This is a genomic window from Curtobacterium sp. MCSS17_008 (assembly GCF_003234185.1).
Lineage (GTDB): Bacteria > Actinomycetota > Actinomycetes > Actinomycetales > Microbacteriaceae > Curtobacterium.
The window spans coordinates 1-13,757 of record NZ_QKSM01000008.1; the positions used below are offsets into that span (position 1 = coordinate 1).

The following is a 13,757-nucleotide window of genomic DNA, read 5'->3' on the forward strand; positions in this document are numbered from 1 at the left end:
GGGGGGGGGGGGGGGGGAAGGACCGGAGGCCCGTGGCGACGTGCCACGGGCCTCCCGTCACCTGGGCGCTGGTGGCGCCGTCAGGCGCGCGCCTTCAGGCGCGCGTCGTCAGGCGCGCGTCGTCAGGCGTGCGAGCAGGATCGCCTCGGACGCGATCGCGCGGTGCAGCACGCCGAGGTGCTGCGACTCGTTCGGGCTGTGCGCGCGGGTGTCGGGGTCCTCGACACCGGTCACCAGGATCTGGGCCTCGGGGAACTCGGCGGCCAGGTCGGACACGAACGGGATCGAGCCACCGATGCCCTGCTCGACCGCGGGGTTGCCCCAGCCCTCGTGCATCGCGGTCCGCGCCTCCTGCACGGCCCAACCGGCCGTGTCGACCAGGAACCCGTCGCCGGTGTCGACCTCGGTGATCTCCAGCTGCGCGCCGAACGGCACGTGGGCGCGCAGGTGGCGCTCGACGGCGGCGTACGCGTCGGTGGCGGACTGCCCGGGGGCGACACGCACGGACACGCGGGCGGCGACCGTCGGCAGCAGCGTGTTCGACGCGTTCGCGACACTCGGGACGTCCATGCCCGTGACGGTGATCGACGGCTGGAACCACATGCGGGACAGGACCGGTCCGGTGCCGACGGGCTGCACGCCCGGGAGCAGGGCGGCGTCGGCGGCGAGCTCGGCGTCGGTGCGCTCGGGGACCTCCGCGTCGTACGCGGTGAGTCCCTCGACGGCGACGGAGCCCGCGTCGTCGTGGAGCGAGGCGAGCAGGCGCACCATCGGGATCATCGCGTCCGGGGCGGCCCCGCCGAACATGCCGCTGTGGCTCGCGTGCTCGAGCGTGGTCAGGCTGGCCCTGAACGTGACGTTGCCCCGGAGCGACACCGTGATCGACGGCACCTCGGCCGACCAGTTGTCGCTGTCGGCCACGACGATGACGTCCGCGGCGAGGTGCTCCTTCTGCTCACGGAGGAACGTGCGGAAGGAGCGGGAGCCGAACTCCTCCTCCCCCTCGACGAAGAGCACGACACCGAGGTCGAGGTCGTCGCCGAACTGCGCGTGCAGGGCGCGGAGGGCGGCGACGTGGGTCATCACGCCGGCCTTGTCGTCCGAGGCGCCGCGGCCGTACAGGCGGTCACCGCGGAGTGTGGGCTCGAAGGGCGGGGTCTCCCACAGCGCGTCGTCGCCCTGGGGCTGCACGTCGTGGTGCGCGTAGAGCATGACGGTCGGCTTGCCGTTGCGCGCGGGACGCACGGCGAGGACGGCCGGCTGCCCGAGCTCGCGACCGTCGGCCTGGGCCGTGGCCGTCTCGCCCTCGACCGCGGACCGCACGATGCGGACGGCGTCGTCGGCGAACACCCCGGTCGAGCGGGCGAGGTCGGCGACCGCCTCGGCACTGGCCTGCACGTGCGCGGGGTCGAAGGCCGACCACGACACCGACGGCAGCCGGACCAGGGCGGAGAGGTCCGCGATCGTGGTCGGCAGGCCTCCCTGCACGTGTTCGCGGAGGGCATCGAGGAGCGCGGGGTCGGTCGCGGAGCTGTGCTGGTCGGTGTCGGTCATGTCCCGTAATCTAGAGGAGATCCAGCACGCAACCGCAGTCAGGAACGCACCGTGGCGAAGGCAGCCCCCAAGACCAACACGACCGTCAACCCGTCCGAGGAAGAACTCCTCGAGTCGGGGAAGGGTCGGCCGACGCCGTCGCGTCGCGAGCGCGAGGCCGCCAACCGTCGTCCCCTCGTCGGCAACAGCCCGCAGGACAAGAAGGCCGCCCGCGCGCGACTCAACGCCGAGCGTGAGAAGGCCCGCGTGGGCATGGCCAACGGCGAGGAGCGCTACCTGCCCGCCAAGGACAAGGGCGAGCAGCGGAAGTTCGTGCGCGACTGGATCGACGCCCGCTGGAACGTGGGCGAGGTCATGATGCCCGTGCTCGTGCTCTTCCTCATCGTCGGCTTCGCGGCAGCGCAGACGGTGCTCGCGTCCTACTCGCTGCTGCTCGTGTGGGCGTTCGTGGCGCTGTTCGTGCTCGACTGCATCGTGCTCTGGCTGTCGATGCGCAAGAAGCTCGCGAAGAAGTTCGGTGAGATGCAGCGCGGCACGTTCCTCTACATCCTGACCCGGGCGTGGCAGCTGCGCTTCCTGCGCCTGCCGAAGCCGCAGGTCCGTCGTGGGGAGTACCCGACCCTCTAGCGCCCCTCCCGCAGAGCGCCGTCCGGTTGATCCGGGCGGCGCTTCGTCGTTCCCGGGCGCACCGCGCTCCCCCGCAGGCTTGGTCCACCCGGCGGAGTCGGATCCCGGCCCGGGCCGTCGGTCGGGACACGCGCGGAGCCGTCCGCCCAGGTCGCACGACACGCCGCTCGCCCCACACAGCGGCGGCGGTTCGTGCAACAGCGGCGGTCCTGAGCGGCGAGTCGTGCGCCCCGATGAGCCGGACCCCGGCGACGTCGCACGCCCGGCCGAAGCGTCAACGGGGCCCGACGCGTCAACGAGCCAGACTCGACAACGAGCCCGACTCGACAACGAGCCCGACGCGTCGATCGGCCCGACGCGTCAACGAGCGGCGTGCCGCAGGCGCCGACGCCGCAGGCGGTTGATCCGCGTCGCCCAGGTGGGCCCCTCGTAGAGGAACGCCGTGTAGCCCTGCACGAGCGTCGCACCGGCGTCGATCCGGTCCTGCACGTCCTGCTCGCTCGTGACGCCCCCGACCGCGATGACGCAGAAGTCAACGGGCACCGACGCCCGGACGCGGCGCAGGACCTCGAGCGAACGACTCGCGATCGGCGCGCCGGAGAGCCCGCCAGCGCCCATCGCCTCGACCTCGGCGGCGGGCGTCTCGAGTCCGGTGCGGGCGATGGTGGTGTTGTTCGCGATGATGCCGTCGAGCCCGAGGTCGACCGCGAGCCCGGCGATCGCGTCGATCTGCTCGTCCGTCAGGTCCGGCGCGATCTTGACGAGCACGGGGGTGCGCACCGCGGCGTCGCGCACGGCGGACAGCAGCGGGCGGAGCTGGTCGAGCTCCTGCAGACCGCGGAGCCCCGGCGTGTTCGGCGAGCTGACGTTCACGGCGAGGTAGTCGGCGAACGGCGCCAGCAGTCGGGTCGACTCGAGGTAGTCGTCGACGGCGTCCTCGACCGCGACCACGCGGCTCTTCCCGATGTTGACGCCGATGACGGGTCGGCCCGGGTTGCGACGTGCACGCTCCAACCTGCGGGCGGCGCGGACTGCGCCGTGGTTGTTGAAGCCCATCCTGTTGACGAGCGCCTTGTCGCGGACGAGACGGAACAACCGGGGCTTCTCGTTGCCGGGCTGCGCCTTCGCGGTGATCGTGCCGACCTCCACGTGGCCGAAGCCGAGCAGCCCGAGCCCGGCGATGCCCTTCGCGTCCTTGTCGAACCCGGCCGCGAGCCCGAACCGCGACGGGAAGTGGATCCCCATCGTGGTGACGCCGTCGGCTGCCGACGGCCGCGAGTACCGCTCGACCACACGACTCAGGAACGGCACCTTCGGCAGCGCCCGGATCACCGCGAACGCGATGTGGTGCGCTCGCTCCGGATCCATGTTGGCGAAGACCGATCGGAAGACGACGGCGTAGCCGTTCCGGACGACCCGCTCCGCCACCCCGCTCATGCCCGGTCCCCCGTGCCGGCACCGCCGGATGCGGAAGCCTCTGCCGCATGGTGGTCGAGACGGAGTTGCGCGATCGCCTCCTCGAAGTCCTCGAGGGTGTCGAACGCCTGGTAGACGCTGGCGAAACGGAGGAACGCGACCTCGTCGAGCTCCCGGAGCGGCGGCAGGATCGCGAGGCCGATGTCGTTGGCGTCGATCTGGCTCGACCCCGACGAGCGCACGGTCTCCTCGACGCGCTGCGCCAGCACGGCCAGGTCGCCGTCGGTGACCGGACGCCCCTGGCACGCCTTGCGTACCCCCGAGACGATCTTGTCGCGGCTGAAGGGCTCGGTGACGCCGTTGCGCTTCACGACGTTCAGCGAGGCGGTCTCGGTCGTCGAGAACCGGCGCCCGCAGTTCGGGCACTGGCGGCGGCGACGGATCGAGGTGCCGTCGTCGCTCGTGCGGGAATCGACGACGCGGGAGTCCGGGTGGCGGCAGAAGGGGCAGAACATGTCGGAGCCAAGGCTATCGGCTCAGCCGCCACCCCAGGGCTCAGGCGACGGGTCCGTGGAGCGATCCCCCCGGGCCCACCGGCTCAGGCGCGGCCCGTCCGCTCCGTCACGGCAGCAGCATGCCCGGGCAGCTGCTCCTCGGTGGCGAGCGCCACGATGTGCGGCGCGACCTCGGCCAGCGCCCCGGGCGTGTAGCGGATGACCTGCTGCGGTCGCAGGAACGTGGACGCCGACAGGCCCGACCCGAACCGCGCCTGGCCGCCGGTCGGCAGGACGTGGTTCGACCCGGCCAGGTAGTCGCCGAGGCTCACCGGCGTGCTCGGCCCGACGAACACGGCCCCGGCCGCGTCGATGTCCGCGAGCACGCCGTCGTCGTCCGCGGTCTGGATCTCCAGGTGCTCCGGCCCGTAGGCGTTGCTCACGGTCGCGGCGTCGGCCAGCGAGTCCACCAGCACGACGGCCGACTGCGGACCGTCCAGCGCGGTCTGGAGGCGCGCAGCGGTCCCGAGCGCCGCCACCCGTTCCGGGACGGCGGCCTCGACCGCGTCGGCGAACGCCTCCGACGTGGTCACCAGGACGCTGCCCGCCTGCTCGTCGTGCTCGGCCTGGCTCACCAGGTCGGCCGCGACGTAGCCGGGGTCGGCGGTGTCGTCGGCGATCACGAGGATCTCGGTCGCGCCGGCCTCGGAGTCGATGCCGACCACACCCCGCACCAGGCGCTTCGCGGCCGCGACGAAGTTGTTGCCCGGGCCGGTGACCAGGTCGACGGGCTCGAGGCCGATCTCGGCGACCCCGTACGCGAGCGCGCCCACCGCGCCGGCGCCGCCCATCGCGTAGACCTCGTCGATGCCGAGCAGTCCGGCCGCGGCCAGGATCGTCGGGTGGACCCGGCCGCCGTGGTCGCGCTGTGGCGGCGACACCAGGGCGATCGAGCCGACGCCGGCGACCTGCGCGGGGACGACGTTCATGACGACGCTCGACGGGTAGACGGCCTTGCCGCCGGGCACGTAGAGGCCGACGCGGCGCATCGGCTGCCACCGCTGGTGGACCTCGGCACCGTCCGCCAGGGTGGTGACGGAGCCGACGGGTACCTGCGCGGCGCTGGCGGCACGGACGCGGCGGATCGCCTCGTCGAGCGCCTCGCGCAGTGCCGGCGCGAGCCCGGCGACGGCGGCGGCGATCTCGGCGGCGGGCACGCGGACGTGCTCCGGCGCTCCCCCGTCGAAGCGCTCTGCCTGCTCGCGCAGCGCCGACGCCCCGTGGTGCCGCACCGCGTCCACGAGCTCGCGGGCGGCATCGACGGCGTGGGAGACGTCACCGACGGCGCGCGGCATGAGGCGGAGGAGTTCGGCACGGGCGGGCAGGCCGCCGCGGAGGTCGATTCGCTGCATCATCAGGCGTCCAGCGTACCGGCGGCACCGGACAGGAGTGCGTCCACGACCGGTCCGTGGTGCCGGGCCTGGTCGGGGCCCCACGTACCGAGCAACTGCAGGGTGAGGACGCGGAACGCCAGTGCCCGCACGAGCACCTGCGACCACTCCGGTTCGTCTGCGACGACCCCGAGCGCCGCGAGCCGCTCGACCTCGACGCCCTGCCAGCAGACCGCGTCGACGGCTGCGATCGCCGCGGCGTACCCGACCGGCCGCCAGGAGGGCGCCCAGTCGAACACGACGGGCGGCTCGCCCGGCTCGAACAGCACGTTGCCGAGCAGGTCGCGGTGCACCAGCTGCGACGGCGACCGGACGGGCCGGAACGCGGCGGTGAGCCGGTCGAGCGTCGGGCCCGACGGCATCGAGCCGGTCCCCCACACGGCGCGGTCAGCCCGACTCCACGCGTCGTCCACCGTGTCGAGGAATGCAGGACGTCGGAGCCCCGCCACGGCGCGGTGGAAGGCCGCACCGGCACGTATCACGTCCTCGACGCGCTCCGGGGCGGTCTCGCCGGCGCACCACGTCCAGGCCTCCCAGCCGTCGGCCGTCCACCCGCCGTCGAGCGTGGGGACCGGCCGCGGTGTGCGGAACCCGACCGTGTGCTCGAGGCGGGCGAGCACGTCGGACCGCCACCGCGCCTCCCGGGGGTCGCCGTGCGGGCGCAGGACGACCGCTCCGGCGCGCCACGTGCTCCCGCGTCCACCGGGCAGCCGCTCCGGCCGCCGTCCTGCTGCCCCGAACGTCCGGAGCACCGCAGCCGAGGGCCACGGTGCGCCGGAGGTGGACATCGGGTTCCTAGACCAGGCAGCGCGGGCCGAGCAGGCTCTTCAGCTCACCGAACAGGTCGGGCGTCAGGCTCACCGGGAACGGCAGCTCGAAGGTCCGTGCGACCGAGTCCTTGAGCAGGCGCAGCCGCACCTCGGTCTCACCGCTGTGCCGACCGAGCACCGCAGCGAGCTCGGTGACGATCTCCGTCGTCGCCTGCCGCTCGGGCACCGACAGCGTCAGCGGACCGGACCCCATGGCGTCGCCGACGTTCGGCTGGAACATGCTCACCGCGTGCAGCGCCTTGCCGTCGTCGCGCACGTTGACCCGGCCACGCAGCACCACGATCGAGTCCGCCACGAGCGACGGCCCGAACTCCTGGTACGTCTTGCCGAGGAACATCACGCCGATCTCGCCGCCGAAGTCCTCGATCTGCACGATGCCGTACGGGTTGCCGCTCGACTTCGCGACCCGGTGCTGCACGCTCGTCAGGAGCCCCGCGACCGTGACCGTCTCGCCCTCCACGGAGTCGTCGGCGGCGATGAGGTCCGCGATCGTGATCGACTGGTGCTTGGCCAGCTCGATCTCGAGCCCGGCGAGCGGGTGGTCGGACACGTAGAGCCCGAGCATGTCCCGCTCGAACGCGAGCTTGTCGCGCTTGGCCCACTCGGGCCGGTCCGGCACCTGCGACACGGGTGCGGCGGCCGGCTGTTCCTCGGCGACCTCGGCGAAGAGCGAGTCGAAGTCGAAGCCGACGTTGCCGTTCGCCTCGTCGCGCTTGACCTTGACCGCGCTCTCGACGGCGCCCTCGTGGATCTCGACGAGCGCGCGTCGGGTGTCGCCGAACTCGTCGAAGGCACCGGCCTTGATGAGCGACTCCACCGTGCGCTTGTTCGCCGACGAGATCGGGATCTTCCGCAGGAAGTCGTGGAACGACTCGAACGGCCCCTTCTCGGTGCGAGCCGCGACGATGTCGTCGACGACGTTGAACCCGACGTTGCGGATCGCGCCCATGCCGAAGCGGATGTCGTCGCCGACGGCCGCGAAGAACCCGATCGACTCGTTGACGTCCGGCGGCATCACGCGGATGCCCATGCGGCGGCACTCGTTGAGGTACAGCGCGAGCTTGTCGCGGGCGTCGCCGACGCTGGTCAGCAGCGCCGCCATGTACTCGGCAGGGTAGTGCGCCTTGAGGTACGCCGTCCAGAACGACACCACGCCGTAGGCCGCCGAGTGCGCCTTGTTGAACGCGTAGTCGGAGAACGGCAGCAGGATGTCCCAGAGGGTCTTGATGGCAGCGGCCGAGTAGCCGTTGTCCTGCATGCCCTTCTCGAAGCCGGCGTACTGCTTGTCGAGCTCCGACTTCTTCTTCTTGCCCATCGCACGACGGAGGATGTCCGCCTGTCCGAGCGAGAAGCCCGCCACCTTCTGCGCGATCGCCATGACCTGCTCCTGGTAGATGATCAGACCGTAGGTCTGGTCCAGGATGTCGGCGAGGGGCTCGGCGAGCTCCGGGTGGATCGGGGTGATCGGCTGCTCGCCGTTCTTGCGGAGCGCGTAGTTCGTGTGCGAGTTCGCACCCATCGGCCCCGGACGGTACAGGGCGATGAGCGCGGAGATGTCCTCGAAGTTGTCCGGCTTCATGAGCCGGAGCAGCCCGCGCATCGGGCCGCCGTCGAGTTGGAAGACACCGAGCGTGTCACCGCGCTGCAGCAGCTGGTACGCCGCCTCGTCCTCGAGCCCCATGGTCTCGAGGTCGAGCTCGATCCCCCGGTTCGTCTTGATGTTGTCCAGGGCGTCGCTGATGATCGTCAGGTTCCGCAGGCCCAGGAAGTCCATCTTGATCAGGCCGAGCGACTCCGCAGCGGGGTAGTCGAACTGCGTGACGATCTGGCCGTCCTGCTCGCGCTTCATCACCGGGATGATGTCGATGAGCGGCTCGCTCGACATGATCACGCCGGCCGCGTGCACACCCCACTGGCGCTTCAGCCCCTCGAGCCCGAGGGCGGTGTCGAAGACCGTCTTCGCCTCGGGGTCGGTCTCGACGACCGTGCGGACGTCGACCGCCTCCTTGTAGCGCGGGTGGTCCTTGTCGAAGATGCCGGTCAGCGGGATGTCCTTGCCCATGACGGGCGGCGGCATGGCCTTCGTGAGCTTCTCGCCCATGCCGAACGGGAAGCCGAGGACACGCGATGAGTCCTTCAGCGCCTGCTTCGCCTTGATGGTGCCGTAGGTGACGATCTGCGCGACACGCTCCGACCCGTACTTCTCGGTGACGTACTTGATCGCCTCACCGCGGCGCCGGTCGTCGAAGTCGACGTCGAAGTCGGGCATCGACACGCGGTCCGGGTTGAGGAACCGCTCGAAGATCAGACCGTGCCGGATCGGGTCGAGGTCGGTGATGCGCATGGCGTACGCCACCATCGAGCCGGCGCCGGAGCCGCGGCCGGGTCCGACCCGGATGCCGTTGTTCTTCGACCAGTTGATGAAGTCGGCGACGACCAGGAAGTACCCCGGGAAGCCCATCTGGTTGATGATCCCGACCTCGTAGTCGGCGCGCTCCTGGACCTCGCGCGAGATGCCGTCCGGGTACCGGTACTGCAGCCCCTTCGCGACCTCCTTCTCGAACCACGAGTGCTCGGTCTCGCCCTCGGGCACCGGGAACTTCGGCATGTAGTTCGCCGCGGTGTCGAATTCGACGTTGCAGCGCTCCGCGATGAGGAGCGTGTTGTCGCAGGCCTCGGGGTGGTCCCGGAAGACGTGCCGCATCTGCTGCGGCGTCTTGAGGTAGAACTCGTCCGCGTCGAACTTGAAGCGGTTCGGGTCGTTGAGCGTCGACCCGGACTGCACGCAGAGGAGCGCCGCGTGCGACTTGGCGTCGTGCGAGTGCGTGTAGTGCAGGTCGTTCGTGCCGACGAGCGGGATGCCGAGGTCCTTCGAGATGCGGACGACGTCCTCGATGACGCGGCGCTCGATCTCGAGCCCGTGGTCCATGACCTCGGCGAAGTAGTTGTCCTTGCCGAAGATGTCGCGGTAGTCGGCCGCGGCCTGCAGCGCCTCGTCGTACTGGCCGAGGCGCAGACGCGTCTGAATCTCACCCGAGGGGCAGCCCGTCGTGGCGATGATCCCCTCGTGGTACTGGTCGAGGAGCTCGATGTCCATGCGGGGCTTGAAGTAGTACCCCTCGATCGACGCTCGGCTCGACAGGCGGAACAGGTTGTGCATGCCCGTCGTGTTCTCGGCGAACATCGTCATGTGCGTGTAGGCGCCGGAACCGGACACGTCGTCACCGCCGCCGTCGCCCCAGCGCACGCGCGTCTTGTCCGAGCGGTGGGTGCGGGGCGTGATGTACGCCTCGGTCCCGATGATCGGCTTCACGCCGCCGGCCTTCGCGGCCTTCCAGAACTCGAACGCGCCGAACATGTTTCCGTGGTCCGTGACCGCGACGGCGGGCATGCCCTGCGCGGCGGTCTCGGCGACCAGGTCGTTCAGCCTGGCGGCGCCGTCGAGCATCGAGTACTCGCTGTGCACGTGCAGGTGGACGAAGGAGTCGGAATCCGACACGGGACCTCCGGGACGACGGGGACGGCTTCGGGGCGGGACAAGCCTAACCGTCGGCACCGACGTCCTCCGCGTGTCCGGCGCCGGTGCCGAGCGGCGTCCGGCAGCGCGGTCGCGCGGGCGGGCCGGACACGCCGCACGCATCGCGCCGAGCGGGCGGAACCCGTCGGCAGGGGCCGCGAACCGGGACGGACACTGCCCGCTCGCGTACGGGCGGCGGACCCGACGACCCGCCGGCAGGGAGGCACGTGGAGGCGCCGCCACGCGCCTCCCGGCTGGCTCGCAGCGCGCAGCGCTCGACGGCCGGTCAGCTCAGGTCGCAGGACCTGCCGCTCACTTCTCCGACGGCCGGCGTGTTGCGCGACCGGTACGACCGCCGGCGGCGGGTCGTGCGACCAGAAGAGGCCCGCGCCGACGCCGCGCCTCCCGGCCCGCTGCCGCCTACGCGGAGGCCGCGCGGATGCGCTCCAGTGCCGTCTGCAGGTCCTCGGGGTAGTCCGCCGAGTAGGACACCCACTCCCCCGTGCGCGGGTGCTCGAACGCGAGCCGGACGGCATCGAGCCACTGCCGCGTCAGGCCGAGCTCGTTCGCGAGCACCGGATCGGCGCCGTACGTCGTGTCACCGACGAGGGGGTGCTTCGTCGCCGCCATGTGCACGCGGATCTGGTGGGTGCGCCCCGTCTCCAGGTGCACCTCGAGCAGGGTCGCCGCGCGGAAGGCCTCGAGGGTCTCGTAGTGCGTCACGCTCGGCTTGCCGTCGGCGGTGACCGCGAACTTCCAGTCGCTCGACGGGTGTCGGCCGATGGGGGCGTCGATCGTGCCCGAGGTCGGGTCCGGGTGCCCCTGCGCGAGAGCGTGGTACACCTTCTCGACCGTGCGCTCCTTGAACGCACGCTTGAGGTGCGTGTAGGCGAGCTCAGTCTTCGCGACGACCATCAGGCCCGAGGTGCCGACGTCGAGCCGGTGCACGATGCCCGCGCGCTCGGCCGCCCCGGAGGTCGCGATCGTGAAGCCCGCGGCCGCGAGCCCGCCGGGCACGGTCGGTCCGTCCCACCCGGGCGAGGGGTGCGCGGCGACGCCGACGGGCTTGTCGACGACCACGATGTCCTCGTCGTCGTGCACGATCCGCATGCCGGGGACCTCGACCGGCACGATGCGCGGCGGTTCCTTCGGCGACCACTCGACCTCGAGCCAGGAGTCGGCGTGCAGCCGGTCGGACTTGCCGACCTCGACGCCGTCGACCCGGACGCCGCCCGCTGCGACGACCTCGGCGGCGAAGGATCGGGAGAACCCGAGGAGCTTCGCGATGGCCGCGTCGACGCGCTCACCGGCGAGCCCGTCGGGGACGGGCAGGGAACGTTGCTCGCTCACGTCGCGTCGTGCCCGAGGACGTCGCGACCGTCACGCGGCGCGCGGGGATCGGACTCGATGGTGACCGGACGGGAGGCACGACTCGCCTCCGCCTGGTCGGTGGACACCGTCGACTCGGCCGGACCGGCCTCCGCGCGGGCAGCGGCGGCGTCGGCTGCGCGCTGCTGCTTCGCCGAGAGCGCCCGGGTGCCGTCGAGGTTCACCCCGAGGATCACCAGGAGGACGAACACCACCATGCTGACGCAGATGAAGGAGTCGGCGATGTTGTAGATCGCGGGCATCATCCACGGGGTCGAAATGAAGTCGACGACGTGTCCGCGCCCGAACCCGGGCTCGCGGAACAGCCGGTCGAGCAGGTTGCCCAGCGCTCCGCCGAGGAGCATGCCGAGCACGATCGCCCACCACATCGACCGGATGCGCCGGGCGAAGACGATGATGCCGACGACGACGGCCGTCGAGACGATCGAGAACACCCAGGTCATGTTCACCGCGAACGAGAACGCGGCGCCGGGGTTCCGGACGTAGAACAGCTGCAGGGCGTCGCCGAGGACCGCGACGGGCTGGCCGTAGGGCAGGTTCGCGACGACGAGGGCTTTCACGCCCTGGTCGAGCGCCACCACGATGACAGCGGCGAAGGCCAGTGCCGCGATCGCGCGGACACTGACCTTCGCCGATGGTGCTGGTCGGACCAACGTCAGTTGCCGAAGCCCTGCGCCGACGCCGGCGCCGGGGTGAGGCCGGACTGCTCGGAGCCCGACCCGTCGAGCTCGGCGAGCTGACCCTGGATGTAGCTCTTGAGCTGCGCACGGTAGTCGCGCTCGAAGGTGCGGAGCTCGTCGATCTTGCCCTCGAGCTGGCGCTGCTCCTGCTCGAGCACCGCGACGCGCTGTCGGTTGGTGTTCTCGGTGTCGGCGATGATCTGGCGCTGCTTCGCCTCGGCCTCGGAGACCAGGCGGGCGGCCTGCGCGGTGCCCTCGGCGATGAGGGCGTCGCGCTTCTCGATGCCCTCGCGGACGTGCTCCTCGTGCAGGCGGCGGGCCAGCGTGAGCAGGTTCGTGGTGCCCTCGGTGTCCTCGTCGGCCGGCACGGTCGAGGGGGCCGGGGCCGCGGCGGCGACCGGCGCGGGCTCCGGAGCGGCGGCGACGGGGGCCGGCTCGGGCTCGGCGGCCGGTGCCGACTGCTCCGCGGGCTGCTCGCCGGCGGCCGGCTTCGGCGCCGACTCGGCGGCCTGCAGGCGCTGGCGGAGCTCGTCGTTCTCGGCCGTCAGGCGGCGGAGCTCGACGACGACCTCGTCCAGGAAGTCGTCGACCTCGTCCTGGTCGTAGCCCTCGCGGAACTTCGTCGGCTGGAACCGCTTGTTGACTACGTCTTCCGGCGTCAAAGCCATTGCCGTCACCTCAATAGAACTGCTGAACGTGTGGAACCACTTGCGTCGCGACCGAATGTACCAGCCGCGTCGAGCGGTGCGGATGCCCGCCGGGGCGGACATCGATCCCGACCACCGTACACCGGGGCCGGTGCGGAACGGCGACCTCGCCGTGGCGTGGCGCGTGTCGCGGCCCGACGGTGGTCAGAAGGAGCGGGCGAGCGCGCCGACGACGACCCGGAGGATGATCACCACGAGCATGACGATCGTCCAGCCGAAGTCGAGCGCCACCGGCCCGAGCCGGAGCGGCGGGAGCAGGCGTCGGACGAACCGGATCGGCGGGTCGGTCAGGGTGTAGACCACGTCGGCGACGACGAGCATCGCGCCACGGGGGCGCCAGGTGCGGTTGTACGCCTGCACGATGTCGAACGCGAACCGGCCCCACATCACGAAGAAGTAGAGCAGGAGGGCGAAGGAGAGGATCCCGAAGACCAGTGACACGATGGGGCTCGCTCGGCTCGGGTGCGTCCGCCGTCACGGCGACCGCACGGGGCGGGGTGAACCGGGGGACGGCTCAGGACTGGGCGAAGAAGGACGCCTCGATGTCGGACTCTACCTCAGCGGGCTCACCGCTCACCGCGACGTGGGCGGGTGAGAGCAGGAAGACCTTGTTCGTCACGCGCTCGATCTTGCCGTACAGGCCGAGCGACAGGCCCGACGCGAAGTCGATCATGCGGCGGGCGTCCGACTCGGTCATCTGCGAGAGGTTGATGATGACGGGGATGCCGTCGCGGAAGCTCTCGGCGATGGACTGGGCGTCCTTGTACTCGCGCGGGTGGACGGTGAGGATCTCGTTCATTTCCTGGACCGGGGTCGCCTTCTGTGCGGTCGTGTGCGAGCGGCGGAGCGGGGTGACCTGGGCGCCGCGCTGGTGGGTGTGCGTCTTGGGCTCGACGGGTGCCGCCGCCGGAGCAGGTGCGGCCGGTGCGGCTGCAGCGGGCGTCTCGGGCCCCGCGGTGGCGGCTGGCGCGGCAGCCGGAGCGGCGGCCTGGCGCGTGGGCGCCGGGGCCTGCTGCTGCTCGTCCTCGTACAGTTCCTCGTCGGCGAGGCCGAGGTAGACCATCGTCTTCTTGAGCGGGTTGGCCATGGTTC

At 71.4% G+C, this 13,757-nt stretch carries 12 protein-coding genes; 1 reads left to right on the forward strand and 11 read right to left on the reverse strand.

Annotated elements, in window-relative coordinates:
* Window positions 1-108: 108 nt before the first annotated feature.
* Window positions 109-1,554 (reverse strand): dipeptidase, encoded by a 1,446-nt coding sequence (locus tag DEJ23_RS09625; RefSeq protein WP_111240056.1) that lies wholly within the window; start codon window positions 1,552-1,554, stop codon window positions 109-111.
* 51 nt (window positions 1,555-1,605) lie between these two features.
* Here DEJ23_RS09625 and DEJ23_RS09630 point away from each other — a divergent pair, with 51 nt between their 5' ends.
* Window positions 1,606-2,181, forward strand: a complete 576-nt coding sequence (locus tag DEJ23_RS09630) for a DUF3043 domain-containing protein (RefSeq protein ID WP_111240057.1) — start codon at window positions 1,606-1,608, stop codon at window positions 2,179-2,181.
* 360 nt (window positions 2,182-2,541) lie between these two features.
* On the opposite strand, the gene DEJ23_RS09635 is transcribed toward DEJ23_RS09630, so the two are convergent.
* The 10 genes from DEJ23_RS09635 to DEJ23_RS09680 form a co-directional block, all read right to left on the reverse strand.
* Entirely contained in the window at window positions 2,542-3,618 is a 1,077-nt protein-coding gene (locus DEJ23_RS09635) for a quinone-dependent dihydroorotate dehydrogenase (protein WP_111240058.1), read from the reverse strand.
* Window positions 3,615-4,112, reverse strand: a complete 498-nt coding sequence (nrdR, locus tag DEJ23_RS09640) for a transcriptional regulator NrdR (RefSeq protein WP_111240059.1) — start codon at window positions 4,110-4,112, stop codon at window positions 3,615-3,617. The genes DEJ23_RS09635 and nrdR overlap by 4 nt, the downstream gene beginning before the upstream one ends.
* A gap of 83 nt (window positions 4,113-4,195) precedes the next feature.
* Complete coding sequence (gene hisD / locus DEJ23_RS09645; protein ID WP_111240060.1) at window positions 4,196-5,506, reverse strand: histidinol dehydrogenase; 1,311 nt, start codon at window positions 5,504-5,506, stop codon at window positions 4,196-4,198.
* On the reverse strand, window positions 5,506-6,330 hold the full coding sequence (locus DEJ23_RS09650; RefSeq protein ID WP_111240061.1) for a hypothetical protein: 825 nt from the start codon (window positions 6,328-6,330) through the stop codon (window positions 5,506-5,508). Before DEJ23_RS09650 ends, hisD begins: the two co-directional genes overlap by 1 nt.
* 7 nt (window positions 6,331-6,337) lie before the next feature.
* Window positions 6,338-9,820, reverse strand: a complete 3,483-nt coding sequence (gene dnaE, locus DEJ23_RS09655) for a DNA polymerase III subunit alpha (RefSeq protein ID WP_375342271.1) — start codon at window positions 9,818-9,820, stop codon at window positions 6,338-6,340.
* A gap of 489 nt (window positions 9,821-10,309) precedes the next feature.
* Window positions 10,310-11,239, reverse strand: coding sequence for an RluA family pseudouridine synthase (locus DEJ23_RS09660; protein ID WP_111240063.1), 930 nt, complete (start codon window positions 11,237-11,239; stop codon window positions 10,310-10,312).
* A complete protein-coding gene (gene lspA / locus DEJ23_RS09665) occupies window positions 11,236-11,931 on the reverse strand; it encodes a signal peptidase II (protein WP_258375416.1) in 696 nt (231 codons plus the stop codon). Before lspA ends, DEJ23_RS09660 begins: the two co-directional genes overlap by 4 nt.
* A 2-nt stretch (window positions 11,932-11,933) precedes the next feature.
* A complete protein-coding gene (locus DEJ23_RS09670) occupies window positions 11,934-12,626 on the reverse strand; it encodes a DivIVA domain-containing protein (protein ID WP_181429205.1) in 693 nt (230 codons plus the stop codon).
* A 183-nt stretch (window positions 12,627-12,809) separates the two neighbouring features.
* Window positions 12,810-13,106 carry a YggT family protein gene (locus tag DEJ23_RS09675; protein WP_111240065.1) on the reverse strand — a complete coding sequence of 99 codons (297 nt, stop codon included), beginning with the start codon at window positions 13,104-13,106 and terminating at the stop codon, window positions 12,810-12,812.
* Between the two features lie 73 nt (window positions 13,107-13,179).
* Complete coding sequence (locus tag DEJ23_RS09680; protein WP_111240066.1) at window positions 13,180-13,752, reverse strand: cell division protein SepF; 573 nt, start codon at window positions 13,750-13,752, stop codon at window positions 13,180-13,182.
* Window positions 13,753-13,757: the final 5 nt, after the last annotated feature.